The following is an 18,361-nucleotide window of genomic DNA, read 5'->3' as shown; positions in this document are numbered from 1 at the left end:
AGCGGCCCCCTGGTGTAGGGGTGCCGGGGCCGGGTGAGGACGTCGGTCGTCGGACCGTTCTCGACGACCGTGCCGCCGTACATCACCAGCGCCCGGGCGCAGGAGCGGGATACGACGCCCATGTTGTGGGTGATGAAGAGGAGGGCCGTGCCGGTCTCCTCGTTGAGCGTGGCCAGCAGCCGCAGGATCTGCTCCTGCACGGTGGCGTCGAGCGCGGTGGTCGGTTCGTCGGCCACCAGGACGTCCGGTTCGCCCGCGAGGGCCATGGCGATGAGGATGCGCTGGCGCTGGCCTCCGGAGAACTGGTGCGGGTGGTCGTTCAGTCTGCGCCGGGGTTCCGGGATGCCCACCAGGCCCAGGAGTTCCTCGGCGCGTGACCGGCGGGTGGCGCGGTCGCCGTGGCGGTGGGCGCGCAGCACCTCGTCGAGCTGGGTGCGGACCGTGAGGACGGGGTTGAGGGAGGTCATCGGGTCCTGGAAGATCTTCCCGATCCGGGCGCCGCGCACCGCGCGCAGCTCCCCCTCGGTCACGGCGGCGAGGTCGGTGCCGTCCAGCAGCACCGATCCGGCCGTGATCCGTCCGGTGCCCGGCAGCATCCGGGTCAGCGCGAGGGCGGTGGTGGACTTTCCGGAGCCGGATTCTCCGACGACGGCGAGGGTTTCGCCGCGCTCCAGGGTGAAGTCCACGTCGCGTACGGCGTGGACGGTTCGCCCGTCGGGAGTGCTGAAGTCGACGCTGAGGCCGCGTACGTCCAGCAGAGGGGGTGCCAGGGGTGATGTCATCGGCGGATCTCCCGGTTCAGGGCCTCGGAGAGCAGCGAGAAACCGAGGACGAGCAGGGTGACGGAGAGCATGGGCCCGGCGGCGAAGAAGGGCGCCTGGGCCAGGTAGGGCAGCGCCTGGCTGAGGAGGCTGCCGAGGGTGGGTTCGGGCGGGCGGATGCCGACCCCGAGGAAGCTCATGGCGCCTTCGAGGAACACGGCGATCGTGAGGGAGACGGCGAGCTGGACGACCAGCGGGTCGGTGCAGTTGGGCAGGATGTGGCGCACCAGCAGCCGCACCCGGCCGGTGCCGCCGACCCGCGCGGCGACGGCGTACTCGCGCTCCCGCTGGACGAGGATGGCGCCTCGCAACTGCCTGCCGAAGACGGGGATTTCGGCGAGCGCGATGACGACGCTCACGGGGAGGCGGCCCGGGCCGAGTACCGCGGTGATGGCGAGCGCCAGGATCAGCCCCGGGAAGGCCAGCACCAGGTCGAACAGCCGCTGTGCCACCGTGTCCAGCAGCGGGTGGACGGCGGCGAGCAGCGCGACGGCGCAGCCCAGCAGGGCACCGAGGGGCACCGCAGTGGCGATCACCTCCAGGTCGGCGCGGATGCCGTACAGCACCCGGCTGAGCAGGTCGCGGCCCAGGTCGTCGGTGCCGAGCAGGTGTCCGGCGCTGCCGGGGCCCAGCAGGGTGTCGCCACTCTGGTCGGTGGGGTCGTACGCGGTGAGGAGCGGAGCGAGCAGGCCGCCGAGCACCACCAGGGCGACCAGCAGCAGTCCGACGCGGCCGCGGGTGGTGGTGGTGAGGGCGGTGAGGTAGGGGTGGCGGGCGGCCCGCTCGCGTCCCCTTCGTGGGGTCGCGGTCGAGAGCGTGGTCATGGCGGTGTCACTCCCACCGGATGCGCGGGTCGAGCAGCGCGTAGACGATGTCGGTCAGCAGTTGGATCACTACGAACACCCCGACCAGGAGCAGCAGCACGTCCTGGACGACCGGGTAGTCGCGGCGGGTCAGCGCCTGGTCGGCGAGCTGGCCGAGGCCGGGCCACGCGAAGATGGCCTCCACCAGGACGGCGCCACCGAGGAGCTGGCCGGTCTGGATCCCGAGCAGGGTGACGACGGGGGGTAGGGCGTTCGGGAGCGCGTGCCGCCACAGCAGTCTGCGCCGGGGTACTCCCGCCGCGGTGGCGGTGCGGATGTAGTCCTCGTCGAGGGCGCGTTCCAGGCTGTCCTTGAGATAGCGGCCCAGCACGGCCGCGCTGGGCAGGGCCAGGCACAGCGACGGGAGCAGCAGGTATTGCAGCTCCAGGTCGGGCGCTTCGAAGAGCCCGATCCGGCCGCCGGACGGCAGGACGACGAACTGCACCGCGAGGACGAGCACCAGCACGACGCCGGTCACGAACGGCGGTACCGCGAGGGCCGCGGTGGTGAGGGCCCGTACGGCCGCCCGTACGGCGGGGCGCCGGGAGGTGGCGCCGAGCACGCCGAGCAGCAGGCCGATGACGACGGTGAAGAACAAGGCGCCCGCGGTGAGTTCGGCGGTGGCCGCGAATCCGTCGCCGATCAGGTCGGCGACTTCGCCGCCGATGGCGTACGACGGCCCCAGCTCACCGGTGACCAGGTCGCCGATCCAGCTCGTGTACTGGGTCAGGACCGGCTGGTCGAGGCCGAGTTGGTGGCGGATGGCCGCGACGGACTCGGGTGAGGCGTCCGGTCCGGCGAGCGCGTCCGCGGCGTCGCCGGGGACGAGCCGGAGGATCGCGAAGATCAGGAAGGAGGCGAGGAGAAGGACCAGCAGCGCCGAGGGGATCTTCTTCAGGAGGTAGCCACGCATGGTCAGTCCAGGTAGGCGTTGTCGAGGTTGAGGTACATGTATGTGTTGAGGGTCGGCCCGTGCAGTCTCTTCGCCGCCACTTGCACCGCGTCCTCGATGGCGAGGTCGATGATGAACGCCTGGTCGAGGAGGAGTTCGGAGACGTGGCGGTAGAGGGCGTTCGCCTCGGCGCCGTCGGCGCTCTTGTGCCGCCAGGCGGCGTGGACGGCCTCGGTATACGGCTGGGAGCGGTAGTGCGAGGTGTTCTTGGCCTCGTTGAAGGGGTAGGCGCTGATGGCCAGGGTCGAGGGGTGGACCTGCGCGAAGGAGTGGCTGTTGATCCACAGCGTGGGCATCGTGCCGGAGATCAGCTGCTTCTGGAACACGGCCGGGTCGGTGGGTTCCAGCTCGGTCTTGATGCCGACCTTCTTGAGGTCGTTCTGCACGATCTCGGCGATGGTGGTGTGCACCGATGTGGTGGGGTGACCCAGCGGCAGGGTCTGCTTCGTGGACACCCCGGAGGATTTCAGCAGTTCACGGGCCTTGGCCGGGTTGTGGGTGTAGTGGGCGCGGGTGGCCTCGCTGTGCGCGGGTGAGGAGCGGGGCCAGGGCGCCGCCGAGGCGAGGCCGTAGCCGCCGAGTGCCTGGGACACGATCCGGTCCCGGTCCACCGCCCAGGCGATGGCCTGCCGGAAGGTCTTGTTGTCGGCCGGTGCCTTGGTGACGGTGGCGCCGATGTACATGGCGCCGGTCCCGGTGTCGTATTCCTTGACGCTGAAGCTGGCGCCGACCTTGAGCGTGGCCAGGTACTTGCCCGACACGTGGTACGACAGCTGCGCCTGGCCCGAGCGCAGCGCGGACAGCAGGGCGTCGGGCTGGGTGTAGAGGCGGAGTTCGACGGCGTCGAGGTAGGGGCGGTGCGGGATCCAGTACGTGTCGTTGCGTACGAGGCTCAGGCCCACCCCCGGCTTCCGGCTGACGACCTTGAAGGGACCGGTGCCGTTGAGCTTCCGGCCCGCCAGCGTGTCGTCGATGGTGTGCCGGTCTGCGATGATCATGAACTCGAAGAGGTCGAAGAGGTTGCTCACCGGGTGGGCGAGTCTCAGCACCAGCTCGTGGTCGCCGCGCTTCTCGAAGCCGGTCACCGCCTTGGCGGTGGCGGCGAATTGGGAGGAGCGCTCCGGCACGCGCAGGTTCTTGACGGCGAAGATGACGTCGTCCGCGGTGAACGGGCGGCCGTCGTGGTAGGTGACGTCGTCGCGCAGGGTGAGCGTGATGCTCCGGCCGTCCGCGGCGTACCGCCACGAGGTGGCCAGCTCCGGCTGGGGCCGCAACTGTTCGTCGTAGCGGATCAGGGTGTTGTAGATCAGCCGGTTCTGCAGCGACTGGTCGGCCTGGGTGAACAGCAGGGAGGGTTCGAAGTCCTCGTTGACCGCGACCGTGAGCGTCCCGCCGCGCCTGGGCCCGCCCGCCGACCCGCCGACCGTGGAGACGGCCGAACGGCAGCCGGTCAGCGCGCCACCCGCCCCGAGCAGCAGGGCACCGGCCCCGGCGGCCCGCAGCGCGGTGCGCCGGGGCAGCGGATCCGGAGGCGGGAGGGGGGATGTGCGCATGAGGGAAGACCCATTTCTCTTCGCTTCGGCAGGAAGCAATCGGGGGCGCGCGTCACGGAACGGGGGCGCGGCCGACGGCCGGGGTGAGGTGACGCTGCTGTGAGGTGATCCGCTGTGAGGCGTTCCTGATCGCCGGACGCCGGTCAGAAGGGACCAGCGGTGATGCGACGGCGGATCAGCGGTGCGCTATCGGCGGGCAGCACAGATCGCGCTGGCCTGTCGACACAGATCGACATGGCAGCGGGACACGAGGCGCAGGTCCGGGGGCACGCGCAGCAGAATGTCAGCGGTCCTGCCCAGTGGTCAACAACCGTTTGGACAGGGCGGCTTGATGGTCCTACGAGAGCGTTGCGGCCGTATTGCCGAAAGCTTGCAGCGGGCTTGTGAGCAGCGGATTCAGCACGACGGTGGCGGCCGCCACGAGAAGTGCCGCCGGTCCAGCATGTGGGACCACGATCCGCTCGGGGTCGTCGCAGACGTGTGCGTGCGCGATCGCGGCCGTCCGGATCTCGTCGAGGTAGGCGGGCTGGAGCGTGCTCGACCGCTCGGTGATCACCACCAGATCGGGGTTGAGCACATCGAGGAGCAGTCCCGTGGCCCGGCCCACCGCCCGTGCTCGCTCCCGCAGCAGCGTGTCGGCCCGCCGGTCCCCCGCTGCCGCCGCGTCCACGAGCAGTCCGGCGTCCGGCTCGGGAATCAGGCCCGCCGCCACCGCGCGCCGGGTGAGGACGGTGTCGGAGACGGTCGCCTCCAGGCAGCCGGTGCGGCCACAGGGACACGGCGCCGTACTGTCCGGCACCGGCAGGTGCGCCACGTCCCCGGCGCCCGACCGGGGACCACTGTGCACCACGCCCGCGATGGCGAGCGCCGCGTCCACCACGTTGCCGACGAACAAGTGCACCAGGGAGCGCCGTGCCGCAGGCCGTCCGAACAGCAGCTCGGAGCGGGCGACGGCACGGGCGTGGTTGTCGACGCGGACGGGCAGCCCGGTGTGCCGCCGGAGGTCCGCTCCCAGCGGGTAGTGGTCCCAGCCGAGCGCCTCATGGCGTACGACGGTGCCGAGCGCCGGGTCCACCCAGCCGCCGATGGCCGCGCCCACGCCGAGGAGCCGGGCGCCGTCCGGCCGGTGTTCAGCGAGGAACGCGGCCAGCGCCCGGCCCAGGCCCTCGCGCAGCTCGGCAGCGGGCATCCCGCCGTGCGGGAAGTCCTGCCGGGCCACCACCGTGCCGCGCAGATCCGTCAGGCCGAAGCTGGACCCGGGGACGCCGACGTGCGCGCCCGCGACGAGTGGCCCGCCGGCGTCGCCGGTGTGCAGGTCCACCGGGATCTGGGGTCTGCCCACGCCGCTCGCGGCGACCAGTTCGGGCACCTCGCGCACCAGACCGAGCCGGGTCAGGTCGGTGCACTGCCGGGATACGGCCGCCGGGCTCAGCCCGGCCAGCCGGGCGATGCCGCTGCGGGCCACCGGGCCGTGGTCGAGCACGGCGCGCAGCACGGACGCGGCATTCGCCTCCCGGCGGCCGTCGCCGGAGGTACGGGTGCCCGGGGGCGGGCTGGTGGGCATGGTGGTCCTCCTGGAGGGTGCGGTGACGCGCTCCCAACATGCCGTGCCCGGTGGTGTTCTGGCGACTGGAGGCAGGCCCGGGTGTCAGGCGTGTTGCAGGGTCGTGAAGCCGACCCGGGACACCTTGACCGGCGATCAGCACGATGCCCAAGCTCGTGAATGTGACCGCGATGAATCTCCGCGTTCCGCGGCCCTGTGCGGGCCGGGGACGCCCCGCCGCCCGCGCCTGGTGCGGGTGTCGCTGACCGCGCGCCCCCCTCAATTCGCGGGCCTCGTCTTGCGGGCCCACTCCATGTCGTCCACGCGTTTCACCTGCGCGGATTTCCTTCCGCTCCGACAGCAACGAACCCGACAGCTACGAACCCGGCACCCGCCCCGGCGAAGGGACCCTCCATGACGTTCACCGCATCCGCCGCGACCGCCACCTCCCTCACCGTTGAGAAGATCGGCGGCCGCCTCGGGGCCGTGATTTCCGGAGTGCGGCTCGGCGGCGACCTGGACGAGGCCACCGTGGCCGCGATCCGGGCCGCCGCGCTCCAGCACAAGGTCGTCTTCTTCCGCGACCAGCACCACCTCGACGCCGAGAGCCACGAGGCGTTCGGCAGGCTCCTCGGCGAGCCCGTCGCGCATCCCACCGTGCCGTCCGCCGACGGCCGTTACGCGTTCCCCATCGACAACGAACACGGCGGGCGCGCCAACCAGTGGCACACCGACGTCACGTTCGTGCCCGCGTATCCGGCGTTCTCCATCCTGCGCGCCGAGGTCATCCCGCCCTACGGTGGCAACACCCTCTGGTCCAACACCGCCGCCGCCTACGCCGAACTCCCCGAGCCGCTGCGGGTACTGGCCGACCGCCTGCGCGGTGTGCACACCAACGACTACGACTACGCCGCCTCACGCCCCGACGCACCGGCGGCGGCGCTGAAGCAGCACCTCACCGTGTTCACCCGCATCACGTTCCAGACCGAGCACCCGGTGGTGCGGGTCCACCCCGAGACCGGCGAACGCACTTTGGTCCTGGGGAACTTCGTCCAGAAGCTCACCGGCTTCAACGGCCGCGACTCGCGCGCCCTCATCGACATCCTCCAGTCGCACATCGAACGCCCGGAGAACACCCTGCGCTGGCAGTGGCGCGCCGGTGACGTCGCCATCTGGGACAACCGCGCTACCCAGCACTACGGCGTCGACGACTCCGACGCCCACGAGCGCACCCTGCGCCGCGTCACCATCGACGGCGATGTGCCGGTCGGCGTGGACGGCCGCCGCTCGGTGCTGCTGGCGCCGGAGTCGGTACCCGAGCCCGCCCATGGAATCGCCTCGGGCGCCTCCACCGACGGGGTGGTCGCGCAGTCCTGATCCGGCGATCACCCGCGGCGGACCGGTGACGCGACGTCACCGGTCCGCCGCGCGATCATCAGGTGGTTCGCCGGCTATTTGGATTCGACGCGTCCGAGCGGGCTGGTGTCCCCCATCAGCGCGTCAACCGCCGTCTTCCACGCGGAGTCCCCGGGGTACAGCTGGCCGCGGAGATAGGCCCAGGTGAGCCGCTGGACCGCGGCCACGCGCTCCAGGTTCTCGTCCGTGGTCTCGGCGACGTCGTATCCGGCGACCCCGCCGAGCCCGTGCTCCGCGTCGAACAGGGTGAGCAGGGACTTCGGGCCCGGGGCGAGGGTGTACGGATCGGTGTGCCAGTCCGGGCCCGCGACCGTCAGGTGGGCAGAGGCGTCGTTGTCCCCGGCGACCACGAGTGCGGGTGTCGTCATGGTGGAGAAGTCCGTGGTCAGGAAGAACGACATGTTCTCGGCCACGGACGGGGTGAGGGCGTCGCCGCCCCGGCCGGGCGCGGCGAGCAGAACACCCGCCGCGATGCGGGGCTCGGCCAGGTTCACTTCGCGGCCGTCATCCGGATCGGTGAGCCGGGCACCGAGCAGCAGGCTCGCGGTGTGGCCGCCCATCGAGTGCCCGGCCACGGCGACCTTGCTGTGGTCCAGCCGCCCGCGGAGCTGCGGGACGGCCGCCTCGATCGTGTCGAGGTGGTCGAGGACGCGCTTCATGTCCTCGGCCCGTGAGCGCCAGAACAGGGGCGCACCGGGGGTGCCGGGGTCGAGGCTCAGCGACCTGGAGCTGAGATGGGTGGGCTGGATGACGACGAAGCCGTGCGCCGCCCAGAAGTTGGCGAGGGGCGCGTAGCCGTTCAGTGAGGAGAGGTGGTTCGAGTAGCCCTGGCCGTGCGAGAGGAGGATGACCGGCAGGTCGCTCCCGGTCAGGGGCGCCGAGACGCGCATCTCCAGGTCCACGGCCCGGTCGGGGGCGGGCAGCACGACCGGGCTGACCGAGAGGACGGGCGCGGGCGAGCTGAACGGGTCGGCGGCGTAGGGCAGTTCACTCATGATGCGGGGTTCCCTTCCATGGCCTCTGCCGCCGCTCGCAAGGGGGCGGCGTCGGATGAGGCGTGCAGAAAACGTCCGGCTTCGGTCGCACCGAAAGCGGAACGTCGTTCCGATTAATATACGGAGCAGCGTTCCGTTTCGTCAACGGACCTCGGGCGTATGAGATGAGAGGGAGGGAGCGGGGGACATCGCCGCGCATCAAGGGCGCCGGGCGGTCGCGTCTGACATACCGTCGGCCACGTCGGCAAACCCCGCGCGGGCCACGATCATCTTATCGAGTTAATACCGGCGGCTCCCTGAGGCCAACTGGGCGCACTGGCGACTACCGTTCCCCGGGTCTGCACGGATGCCCGGATGTTTGCATCCCCTCCCTTCCTCTTTTCCTGTGACGCGCACGCGCGCGAGGCCACCGCCGTTACGAAGGAGAGCTCGCCCGATGACTGTTGGTACCAGCCCGGAAGCCCCTCAGGAGCCGACTCGGCAGTCCAGCCTGAGCACGGCGGCCGCCCGCAACCTCGCCACCACGACCAAGTCCGCGCCGCAGATGCAGGGGATCACCTCGCGCTGGCTGCTGCGGTCGCTCCCCTGGGTCGAGGTCAAGGGCGGCACCTACCGGGTGAACCGTCGGCTGAGTTACACCGTCGGCGACGGGCGCGTGGAGTTCGTCCAGGACGGTGGCACCGTCCGGGTGATCCCGCGCGAACTCGGCGAACTGGCCCTGCTGCGCGGCTTCGAGGACGTGGAGGTGCTGACCGCCATCGCCGGCCGGTGCGTCCAGCGCGACTTCCGCGCCGGGGAGACGCTGGTCGAGCGCGGCACGCCCGCCGAGCAGTTCCACATGATCGCCCACGGCCGCGTCAGCCGGACCACCGTCGGCAAGTACGGTGACGAGGTCGCCGTCGCCGTGCTCGCTGACGGCGACCGGTTCGGTGAGGACGCCCTGCTGGACGCGGACGCCAGGTGGGACTCCACCGCCACCGCCGAGACCTCCGGCACCCTGCTCACCCTGTCCCGCGCCGACTTCGCCGCCGTGCTGTCCTCGGCGCCGGGTCTCCAGGCCCACGTCCAGGAGTTCCGTTCGCGCCTCGGCCAGCGGCAGAACCATCGCGGCGAGGCCGAGATCGCCATGTCGGCCGGTCACACCGGTGAACCCGCGCTGCCCGGCACGTTCGTCGACTACGAGCTGAAGCCGCGCGAGTACGAACTCTCCGTCGCGCAGACCGTTCTGCGGATCCACACGCGGGTCGCCGACCTCTACAACGAGCCGATGGACCAGACCGAGGAGCAGCTCAGGCTCGTCATCGAGGCGCTGCGCGAGCGCCAGGAGCACGAGCTGGTCAACAACCGGGAGTTCGGTCTGCTCCACAACGCCGACTTCAAGCAGCGCATCCAGACCCATTCGGGTCCGCCCACTCCGGACGACCTCGACGAGCTGCTCTGCCGCCGCCGCGGCTCCAAGTTCTTCCTGGCCCACCCCCGGACGATCGCGGCGATCGGGCGCGAGTTCAACTCCCGCGGGCTCTATCCGACCCATGTCGACCTCGGCGGGCAGCAGGTTCCGGCCTGGCGCGGTGTCCCGATCCTGCCCTGCAACAAGATCCCCATCTCCAAGGAGAACACCAGCTCGGTCCTGGTCATGCGCACCGGCGAGGACAACCAGGGGGTCATCGGTCTGCGTCAGACGGGTCTGCCGGAGGAGTTCGAACCGGGCCTGTCGGTGCGCTTCATGGGCATCGACGAGAAGGCGATCATCTCCTACCTCGTCAGCGCCTACTACTCCGCCGCCATCCTGGTGCCGGACGCCCTCGGCGTGCTGGAGAACGTGCAGATCGCCCGCAGCCGCGACTAGCGGTTCGTCCGGGACAGCCACCCACCCCACCGAGGAGCCTTGGATGCCCGCGCCCGAGTTTTCCCCTCCGACGTCCCTGCCCGGCCCGCCTCGCGCCGGTCTCCCCGTTCGCGCCGCTGGCGGCGCTCCTGACGGCGTCGCCGACGTCGAGGTGCGTACCGCGAGCACCAGCCTGGACCGGATACTGCGTGGCCCCAGCGGACTGGGCACGGCGAGCCTCCACCCGGCCCGGCGCGAGGAGCCTCCGGCGCCGTCCGTACCTCCGGAGGCCACGGCGGAGGCTCCGGCGAAGGGCGCCCCGATCCCGGGCCTCTACCACCACCCGGTGCCGGAGCCCGACCCCGAACGGGTGGAGGAGGTCAGCCGCAGGATCAAGGCGTGGGCGCTGGACGAGGTCGACCTGTACCCCGACGACTGGGAGGACCAGTTCGACGGCTTCTCCGTGGGGCGCTACATGGTCGCCTGCCACCCCGACGCGCCCAGCGTCGACCACATCATGCTCGCCACGCGCCTGATGGTGGCCGAGAACGCGGTGGACGACTGCTACTGCGAGGACCACGGAGGCTCGCCCATCGGCCTCGGCGGGCGCCTTCTGCTGGCGCACACCGCCCTCGATCCGCTGCACACGGCGAAGGAGTACGAGCCGCAGTGGGCTCAGTCCCTCCATTCGGACGCGCCCCGGCGCGCCTACCGCTCGGCCATGGAGTACTTCTGCCGCGAGGCCAGTGCCTCCCAGGCCGACCGGTACCGGCACGACATGGCCCGGCTGCACATGGGATACCTCGCCGAGGCCGCCTGGGCCGAGACGGACCACGTCCCCGAGGTGTGGGAGTACCTGGCGATGCGCCAGTTCAACAACTTCCGGCCCTGCCCCACCATCACCGACTCCGTCGGCGGCTACGAACTCCCGGCCGACCTGCACGCCCAGCCCGCCATGCAGCGGGTCATCGCGCTCGCCGGGAACGCCACCACCATCGTGAACGACCTGTACTCGTACACCAAGGAACTCGCCAGCCCCGGCCGCCACCTGAACCTGCCGGTGGTGATCGCCGAACGTGAGGGCCTCTCCGAGCGCGAGGCCTATCTGAAGGCGATCGAGGTCCACAACGGCCTCATGCACGACTTCGAGGCCGAGGCCGCGGCCCTGGCCGCCGCCTGTCCCGTCCCCACCGTGGCGCGCTTTCTGCGGGGGGTGGCCGTGTGGGTCGACGGCAACCACTACTGGCACCAGACCAATACCTACCGCTACAGCCTGCCCGATTTCTGGTAGAGAGAATGGACTGATCCATGACCAGCACCGAGTTCACCGCCGACGTCGCCGCCTCCGCCACCCCCGCCGGTGCCTCCGTTTTCATCCCCACCCCGGCGACGCCCTATCAGGGGGACATCGCCCGCTACTGGGATCGCGAGGCGAGGCCCGTGAACCTGCGTCTCGGCGATGTCGACGGCCTGTACCACCACCACTACGGCATCGGCGACATCGACCACGCCGCCCTCGGCGACCCGGGCGAGAGCACGTACGAGAAGAAGCTGGTCGCCGAGCTGCACCGGCTGGAGTCGGCGCAGGCCGAACTCCTCCTGGACCACCTCGGCCCCATCGAGCGCGACGACACGCTCCTGGACGCCGGATGCGGCCGCGGCGGCTCGATGGTCATGGCCCACCAACGCTTCGGGTGCACGGTGCGGGGCGTCACGCTGTCGGCCAAGCAGGCCGACTTCGCCAACCGGAGGGCCCGCGAACTGGGCATCGAGGACCATGTCAGCGCCCGCGTCTGCAACATGCTCGGTACGCCCTTCGAGACCGGGCAGGCCGCGGCCTCATGGAACAACGAGTCGAGCATGTACGTCGACCTGCACGACCTCTTCGCCGAGCACTCCCGCGTCCTCGCGGTCGGCGGCCGCTACGTGACCATCACCGGCTGCTGGAACCCGCGTTACGGCCAGCCCTCGAAGTGGGTCTCCCAGATCAACGCGCACTTCGAGTGCAACATCCACTCCCGCCGTGAGTACCTGCGCGCCATGGCCGACAACCGCCTCGTACCCCAGGCCGTCGTCGACCTCACGCCCGCGACTCTGCCCTACTGGGAGCTGCGGGCCACGTCCTCCCTGGTCACCGGCATCGAGGAAGCGTTCATCAACTCCTACAAGGACGGCTCCTTCCAGTACGTCCTGATCGCGGCCGACCGCGTCTGACCGCCTGCTGCCACGGAAGGGCCGGTTCCGTCCCCGGACGGGACCGGCCCTTTCGTGGCGTCGTCAGCGGCGCGAGGTGGTCTTGCGGTAGCCGAAGGGGCCGGGGAGGTCCATCGAGGTCGTCCTGCGGCCGGTGGAGGAGTAGGTGCGCTTGGCGTCGCCCTTTCCGAGCGTGACGGAGACCGACTTGCGGTTGATGTTGAGCCGGACGCCGGGGAATATGCGGAAGCTCTTGCGGAAGGTGACGGGCACGGGAACTCCTTTCCTCTTTTTTCTTCTTTCCTCGGCTTTGCGCGTTCCCCGCCCGCGGTCGGATACGCGGCCCGGGCTCGTGGAGACGCTGGAGGGACAGCGGGGTGACGGTCGCGTCACGCCCGTGCTGCCACGCTTCTCCGGGAAGATCGTGCCGTGGGAGGGGTTCCGTCCGATGCCACCGCCCAAAGCCCTCGCGCCACGGCCAAGGGCGTCGAAGACAGCTTCCGCCCCGGCGCGGCAGCGGCCGGAGGCACGCGACCCCGGTCCCGCGCGGACCCCGCCCCCCGCGTCCAACGCGGCGGTATCGGCGACGCTGGCCGCTGAGCGCGGACCGGCGCCGCTTCCGTCCGCGCCGGACCGGTCGCCGGGCGCCGGGCAGGACACGGTCGGCAATGGCGCGGTCGCGGCGGCCGCGGCCTCCGGGGGCGGGGCGGAGGTGGCGGCGCGGCCCGGACCGGAGGCGGATCCGAAGTTCGCGGCGCTGAAGCAGGAGGTGCGGCGCAAGAAGCGCTCGGTGGCGGCCTCGCACCCGCCTCCCCAGACCGAGGCGACGGCGGCGCAGGACGCGGCCCGGCCGCCCAAGGACGACGAAGAGGCGCAGGGAAAGACCGCCAACGCCGAGAGGATGAACGAGGCCAAGCCGAAGGAGTTCGACAAGGAAGCGTTCATCAGGGCGGTCGAGAAGGCGATCGCCGAGAAGGCGCCGAAGAACCTCGACGAGGCGGACAAGTTCGCCGACTCCGGCAAGGCCGATGAGGTGCGGGCGGAGGTGCAGGGCCAGGTCGGCCAGGGCAAGACGGACTCGGCCGAGCAGATCGCCACGACGACCGCGGCGCCGCCGGACACCTCGGCGGCGGTGTCCAAGAAGGTCGTACCGCTGGCCGCCGACCGGCCGCCCGGGGCTCCGGGAACGCCGAATCCCGCCAACGCCGTACCGGACAAGCTGCCGCCGTCGGCCACCGACATGTCCGCGGGACCTGCCCAGGTCGACCAGCGGATGGCGGACGCGCAGGTCACCGAGGCGCAGTTGAAGAAGTCCAACGAGCCCACGTTCAGCAAGGCGCTGGGCGAGAAGAAGGCCGCCGAACGGCATTCCGCGGCGGCCCCGGGGCGGTTGCGGAAGCATGAGGCGGGCGAGCTGCACGCCTCGACCGCGCGGGCGAAGCGGCTCGGCGCCGCCGCCATGGGCGCGATGGGCGCCCACCGGGTGCGCACCGGGCAGCAGGTCGGCGCGGGCAAGTCCGGTGCCAAGGGCCGGGACGAGGACAAGCGGGCCAAGGTCACGGCAACGCTGCAGGGTGTCTTCGACACGATGAAGAAGGACGTCGAGTCCATCCTCGACGGGCTCGACAAGCTGGTCGACGACCAGTTCGGCAGAGATGAGAAGGCGGCCCGGGACGACTTCACCGCCGAGCACAAGCGGAAGATGGACGAGTACAAGAGCAGGCGGTACTCGGGTGCGACGGGCAAGGTGCGCTGGGTGCGGGACCTGTTCGCGGGGCTGCCCGCGGAAGCCGACAAGATCTTCGAGGAAGCCCGCGACAACTACGTCCGCCGGATGCGTCAGGTGATCTCCGATGTCGCCGACACCATCGGCGGGGAGCTGAACCGGGCGAAGCGGCGCATCGCGGACGGCCGGACGGAGATGCAGGCCGCGGTAGGGGCGCTCCCGGCCGATCTGCGGTCCATCGGCCGGGAGGCGGCCGCCGAGTTCACCGACAAGTTCGACGAACTCACGCAGTCCGTGGACGACAAGGGCACCCAGCTCGTCGACACGCTGGCCACCAAGTACACCGATGCGCTCACGTCGGTCGATGACGAGATCGCCGCGGAGAAGGAGAAGAACAAGGGCCTGGTGGACAAGGCCGTGAGCGCGGTCAAGGCCGTCATCGACACCATCCTGGAGCTGAAGCGGCTCCTGCTGTCGGTGCTCTCCAAGGCCGCGCAGGCGGTGATGCTGATCCTCAAGGACCCGATCGGCTTCCTGCGCAATCTGGTGTCGGCCGTCGGCGCCGGTCTGCGGCAGTTCCTGCAGAACATCGGGCGCCATCTGCAACAGGGCATCCTGTCATGGCTGTTGGGCAAGACGGCCGAGGCGGGCATCGAGGTGCCGTCGAAGTTCGATGCCCAGGGCGTCCTGAGGATGCTGGCCTCCGTACTCGGGCTGACCTGGCAAAACATCCGCGCCCGGATCGTCCGCAAGGTACCGAAGATGGAACCGGCGGTCACGGCGGCCGAAACCTCGGTGCCGCTGGTCGCGGAGACCCGCAAGCGGGGGGTCGCGGGGATGTGGGACGACCTCAAGACGCGCGTGGGCGATCTGAAGAAGGGGCTGCTCGACAAGGTCATCGCGTATGTGACGCCCACGATCATCCAGGCCGGGATCATGTGGGTGCTCTCGCTGCTCAACCCCGCGTCGGCGTTCGTCCGGGCGGTGAAGCTGATCATCGACTTCGTCCGCTTCATCGTGACCCAGGCGCGCCAGATCTTCGACTTCGTGAACGCCGTGCTGGACGCGGTCATCGCCATCGCCAGGGGTGGCAGCGGGGGCGTGCCGGGCCTGATCGAACGCGCTCTGGCCCGGTCCATCCCGGTCCTGCTGGGTGTCCTGGCGGCGGTCCTGGGCGTGGGCGGGATCGCCGCCCGCGTGAAGCAGATCGTCCAGGCGATGTCCAAGCCGGTCGGCCGGGCCGTGGACTGGGTGATCGACAAGATCGTGGGCCTGGTGAAGAAAATCTGGGCCAAGATCAAGCCGAAGTTCACCAAGAAGAAGCCGAAGCCGGACCGGAAGCGGCCGGGCAAGCCGCGGCGGAAGCGTCCGGTTCAGCGGCGCAGGCCCCGCAAGGACGACCGGCGCAGGCCGAAGCGGAGGCGCGACCCGAAGAAGAAGCGGCCGGACAAGAAGCGGCCGGACAAGCGGACCGAGGCGGACAAGCGGCGCGCCCTCGACGCCGCCGTGCGGGACGCGACGGCGCTGCTGAACGAGGAGTCGGCGACGGTCAAGTCCGTACGGCGCGGGCTCCCGGCCATCAAGCGGCGGCACCGCCTGAGCCGGATCCGGCTCGTCAAGGTGACCGGCGACACGTACCGCATCAAGGTGGCCATCAACCCGGAGGCTCAGACCCCGGTCGAGGATCTGGGCGAGAAGTTCCCGTACAAGATCGGCCCGGCCGAGGGCAACTTCAAGATCAGGAAGCATGGGAAGGCAGTCGACCAGCTCAACTCGATCAAGAAGCTGCCCATGGAGGGGCGCGACGCGCGGACCGGCTTCGTCGTCAACATGGCGGCCGTCCCGGGCGAGGTCAAGAAGAACCCGGGCATGGCCGCCCGCTACCTCCACGACGCCTGGAAGAACCCCGAGACCAAGCACTTCGGGCCCATCAGCACCGCCGTCGTGATCGGCGTCAACACCTTCGAGCACCTCGACCAGAAGAACGACAGCAAGGTCCTCAACGAGGCCATCGACGCCGTCAAGCGGCCGGTCAAACTCATCATGGCCGTCTTCGGCTTCATCTGGACGCCCAAGTGGCTCCACAAGGACGGCCATGAGGTCCCCATGGCGGAGGTGCGCAAGAAGTACAAGAAGCTGACGACCGAGGAGAAGCGCGTCGCCGAGAAGCATGAGAAGGGCCTGCGCGACAAGGGCGCGCTCCCCTACGGCCTCTTCCGCGAGGAGGTGACGAACTCCTCCTACACCCAGAAGGCGACGGCCATCCTGTCCCACGCCAACGACCAGGTCCACATCCTGGGCCAGGACGCCGACACCGGGGTCGCGGTGTCCGAGACGACGGGCGTCCTCGCCGCGTACAAGCAGATCCTGGACGCGATGGAGAGCCATCCGCAGATCACGATCGGCGGCTACCGCTTCAAGGGCTTCAACTGGAACCCGGAGGGCGACCAGCGCCCCAAGCAGCTCACACTGCTCGCCAACGAGCTGGACCGGACGATCCGGGTCGCGATCGGCAAGCGGTTCCCGCAAATGCTCTACCCGACCGAGCCCAACATGCTGATCAAGGCGTGGGACCGGCACCGGCCGGACGGCCTCTTCCAGAACAGCCGGCTGGCCGCGCTGCGCCAAATCCAGGGCGGGCTCTACGGAATCGGCAGCGCGGAGGGGCGCACCCTGCGGATCCGGTACATGGAGGTCTTCGGCGAGGAGCTGCCCGTCACCTACGCCCCCGGGGCGTCCACCACCACGAGCCCGGAGCCGGGAGACCGGGACCGCGGACTGACCGTGGAACCAGCGGACGTCCACCTGGCCGGGCGCGGCAAGATGCGGGCCAAGGGCGGCGCGGAGGAGGCCATCCGCGTCGCGCACCGGATGTACGCGCTCATCATCCAGGCGCAGTCCTACACCAGCGCCCACACCCTCTCCCGGGAGTACTTCCACGCCAATCCCGGGTTGTCCAAGCGGCTGCGCTTCACGCTGCGGGACACCGTCTTCGTCCACGTCGAGAACGTCGCGATGCTCATGGCCGACACCCCCCGGCTGACCGCGCAGAGCCCGAGCGTCCAGGCGGAGCTGCGGCAGCTGGCGGAAGCCGTCGACAAGCTCGTCCGCGGCGCGGGCGGCGACGAGCGGCGCAAGCAGGCCGTCCAGCGGGCCCGCGATCTGACCTCGGACATCATCAAGGCGATGACCGCACCCGAACTGCACACCTACTGGGAGAGTGTCCGCACGGCCCTCGACGAGGCCATGAAGGACGCGCCGGAGAGCGGAGGAGACGCGCGGTGAACCCGGAGACCGTCGGACGGCTGCGGGAGGCGGCGTCGCGCGACGACTACGCCTCGATGACGCGCCTGGCGCGGGCGCTGTACGAGAGCGGGCTGGGGCCGCGCGAGGTGCTGCGCGAGTGCTACGGCGCCGACTTCCCCGAAGAGGTCTTCGTCCTCGTCGCCGCCGGGCTGTCCTCCCTCGATCTGCTGGCCTACTTCGCCAACCAGCCCTGGCAGCTGGCCGTCCCGCCCGATCAGGGCGGCCCCGCCGACGTCCCCGGACCGCTGGCCGACACCGAACTGCTGGTCCTGGCGCTGGACCCCGGTCTGCTGCCGCTGGTGCAGATTCCGGCGGCCACATCCGCCGGGGACGACCACATCGTGTGCTACCGGATCGAGGAGCTGCGGGCGGGACGGCCCACGGTCTTCTGCCTCCGCGCGGCGGCCTACCCCTACAGCGAGGTGCGCGACGCCGAGGCGGTGCGCTGCGGCGATTCCCTGCTCGACGTGTTGTACGAGGTGCACGCCGACGAAGCGCGACGGCTCGACGAGGAGTCGCGCCAGCCGTGGAACCGCGGCGCCGGGTCGGTGGACCGCGGGGAGGTGGAGCAGGCGCGCGCCTCCCTCCAGCTGGTCGAGGAGCTGCGGCGGAAGGCGGCCGGGGTCCAGGAGGGTCAGGAGGGCTGAGCGGGCTTCGGTTTCGGCGCCACCACCGCCACCACGACCGGCGGGGGCGGGACCGGGCCCGTATGGGCCGCCGCGCCCGCCACGGCCGCGTTGCCCACCTGGTTCTGGCCCACCGCCAGGAGGCGGTCGAGCGGGGTGGCCGCCTGTGGCGCGGCGGGAGCCGGGGCCGGGGTCTGGCGGGTGGCCGTCGCCGTCTCCTGTGGCCGTGCCGGTGGGACCGGGGCCACCAGGCGGTGCAGGGAGAGCGGGGGTTCGGTGGGCAGCATCGGCGGTCACCCCTGGGTCGCGTCGTCGAGGAAGTGGGCGTGGGGGCCCAGTTCGGCCGGGCGGAGCAGCCGGGCCTCGCGCTGGAATTGACGTGCCACGCCGCGGACGATGTGGCGCATCCCGATGGTAGCGCTGTCGCCGTCCGCCGCGGAGAGCGCGGCGGTGCGGGCCGCCGCGGTGATGCCCGCGCCGGTCATGTCGAGGCGGGCCAGGGCGTCCAGGTCCACGTCGGGGGCGAGCGGGGCCTCCGG

Annotated in this window: 15 protein-coding genes and 1 pseudogene; 6 read left to right on the top strand and 10 right to left on the bottom strand. The window is 70.8% G+C overall.

Going from position 1 to position 18,361, the window contains the following annotated elements:
* The 6 genes from ACZ6CL_RS41545 to ACZ6CL_RS41520 form a co-directional block, all read right to left on the bottom strand.
* Window positions 1-782: ABC transporter ATP-binding protein (locus tag ACZ6CL_RS41545; RefSeq protein ID WP_468946421.1), on the bottom strand; the 782-nt coding region annotated here is incomplete at its 3' end.
* Window positions 779-1,645, bottom strand: coding sequence for an ABC transporter permease (locus ACZ6CL_RS41540; protein WP_468946419.1), 867 nt, complete (start codon window positions 1,643-1,645; stop codon window positions 779-781). The genes ACZ6CL_RS41540 and ACZ6CL_RS41545, both read right to left, overlap by 4 nt.
* Before the next feature lie 7 nt (window positions 1,646-1,652).
* A complete protein-coding gene (locus tag ACZ6CL_RS41535; protein WP_468946416.1) occupies window positions 1,653-2,597 on the bottom strand; it encodes an ABC transporter permease in 945 nt (314 codons plus the stop codon).
* A 2-nt stretch (window positions 2,598-2,599) separates the two neighbouring features.
* Window positions 2,600-4,189 (bottom strand): ABC transporter substrate-binding protein, encoded by a 1,590-nt coding sequence (locus ACZ6CL_RS41530; RefSeq protein WP_468946413.1) that lies wholly within the window; start codon window positions 4,187-4,189, stop codon window positions 2,600-2,602.
* Window positions 4,190-4,375: 186 nt separating this feature from the next.
* On the bottom strand, window positions 4,376-4,459 hold the full coding sequence (locus ACZ6CL_RS41525; protein ID WP_385448628.1) for a putative leader peptide: 84 nt from the start codon (window positions 4,457-4,459) through the stop codon (window positions 4,376-4,378).
* A 67-nt stretch (window positions 4,460-4,526) separates the two neighbouring features.
* Window positions 4,527-5,753, bottom strand: coding sequence for an ROK family protein (locus tag ACZ6CL_RS41520; RefSeq protein ID WP_468946410.1), 1,227 nt, complete (start codon window positions 5,751-5,753; stop codon window positions 4,527-4,529).
* Between the two features lie 393 nt (window positions 5,754-6,146).
* On the opposite strand from ACZ6CL_RS41520, the gene ACZ6CL_RS41515 reads away from it, so the two are divergent.
* The gene (locus ACZ6CL_RS41515) at window positions 6,147-7,109 is read left to right on the top strand and encodes a TauD/TfdA dioxygenase family protein (protein WP_468946407.1); all 963 of its coding nucleotides are present in this window, start codon (window positions 6,147-6,149) and stop codon (window positions 7,107-7,109) included.
* Between the two features lie 74 nt (window positions 7,110-7,183).
* Here the strand turns inward: ACZ6CL_RS41515 and ACZ6CL_RS41510 are convergent, their stop codons facing one another.
* Window positions 7,184-8,143 carry an alpha/beta hydrolase family protein gene (locus tag ACZ6CL_RS41510; RefSeq protein ID WP_468946405.1) on the bottom strand — a complete coding sequence of 320 codons (960 nt, stop codon included), beginning with the start codon at window positions 8,141-8,143 and terminating at the stop codon, window positions 7,184-7,186.
* A 436-nt stretch (window positions 8,144-8,579) separates the two neighbouring features.
* Here ACZ6CL_RS41510 and ACZ6CL_RS41505 point away from each other — a divergent pair, with 436 nt between their 5' ends.
* Genes ACZ6CL_RS41505 through ACZ6CL_RS41495 form a run of 3 tightly spaced genes read left to right on the top strand, consistent with a single transcriptional unit; the run spans window position 8,580 to window position 12,185 of the window.
* Entirely contained in the window at window positions 8,580-9,992 is a 1,413-nt protein-coding gene (locus ACZ6CL_RS41505) for a family 2B encapsulin nanocompartment shell protein (RefSeq protein ID WP_468946402.1), read from the top strand.
* A gap of 43 nt (window positions 9,993-10,035) precedes the next feature.
* Window positions 10,036-11,262 (top strand): family 2 encapsulin nanocompartment cargo protein terpene cyclase, encoded by a 1,227-nt coding sequence (locus ACZ6CL_RS41500; RefSeq protein WP_468946400.1) that lies wholly within the window; start codon window positions 10,036-10,038, stop codon window positions 11,260-11,262.
* Window positions 11,263-11,279: 17 nt separating this feature from the next.
* Window positions 11,280-12,185, top strand: a complete 906-nt coding sequence (locus tag ACZ6CL_RS41495; protein ID WP_468946398.1) for a geranyl diphosphate 2-C-methyltransferase — start codon at window positions 11,280-11,282, stop codon at window positions 12,183-12,185.
* A gap of 63 nt (window positions 12,186-12,248) precedes the next feature.
* Here ACZ6CL_RS41495 and ACZ6CL_RS41490 read toward each other — a convergent pair whose 3' ends face one another.
* Window positions 12,249-12,437, bottom strand: a complete 189-nt coding sequence (locus ACZ6CL_RS41490) for a DUF4236 domain-containing protein (protein ID WP_468946395.1) — start codon at window positions 12,435-12,437, stop codon at window positions 12,249-12,251.
* Window positions 12,438-12,612: 175 nt separating this feature from the next.
* Between ACZ6CL_RS41490 and ACZ6CL_RS41485 the strand changes: the two genes are divergently transcribed.
* Together ACZ6CL_RS41485 and ACZ6CL_RS41480 are read left to right on the top strand one after the other, a co-directional pair.
* Window positions 12,613-17,175, top strand: a complete 4,563-nt coding sequence (locus ACZ6CL_RS41485) for a phage tail protein (protein ID WP_468946393.1) — start codon at window positions 12,613-12,615, stop codon at window positions 17,173-17,175.
* On the top strand, window positions 17,172-17,843 hold the full coding sequence (locus ACZ6CL_RS41480; RefSeq protein WP_468946390.1) for a hypothetical protein: 672 nt from the start codon (window positions 17,172-17,174) through the stop codon (window positions 17,841-17,843). Before ACZ6CL_RS41485 ends, ACZ6CL_RS41480 begins: the two co-directional genes overlap by 4 nt.
* Here the strand turns inward: ACZ6CL_RS41480 and ACZ6CL_RS41475 are convergent.
* Together ACZ6CL_RS41475 and ACZ6CL_RS41470 are read right to left on the bottom strand one after the other, a co-directional pair.
* Window positions 17,831-18,109 carry a hypothetical protein gene (locus tag ACZ6CL_RS41475; protein ID WP_468946388.1) on the bottom strand — a complete coding sequence of 93 codons (279 nt, stop codon included), beginning with the start codon at window positions 18,107-18,109 and terminating at the stop codon, window positions 17,831-17,833. The genes ACZ6CL_RS41480 and ACZ6CL_RS41475 overlap by 13 nt on opposite strands.
* 6 nt (window positions 18,110-18,115) lie before the next feature.
* Window positions 18,116-18,361: pseudogene (locus tag ACZ6CL_RS41470) on the bottom strand (ATP-binding protein); the annotation flags it as partial.

The sequence above is a fragment of the Streptomyces sp. NPDC041200 genome, from assembly GCF_055591805.1.
This window is presented reverse-complemented; position numbering and strand designations above follow the sequence as displayed.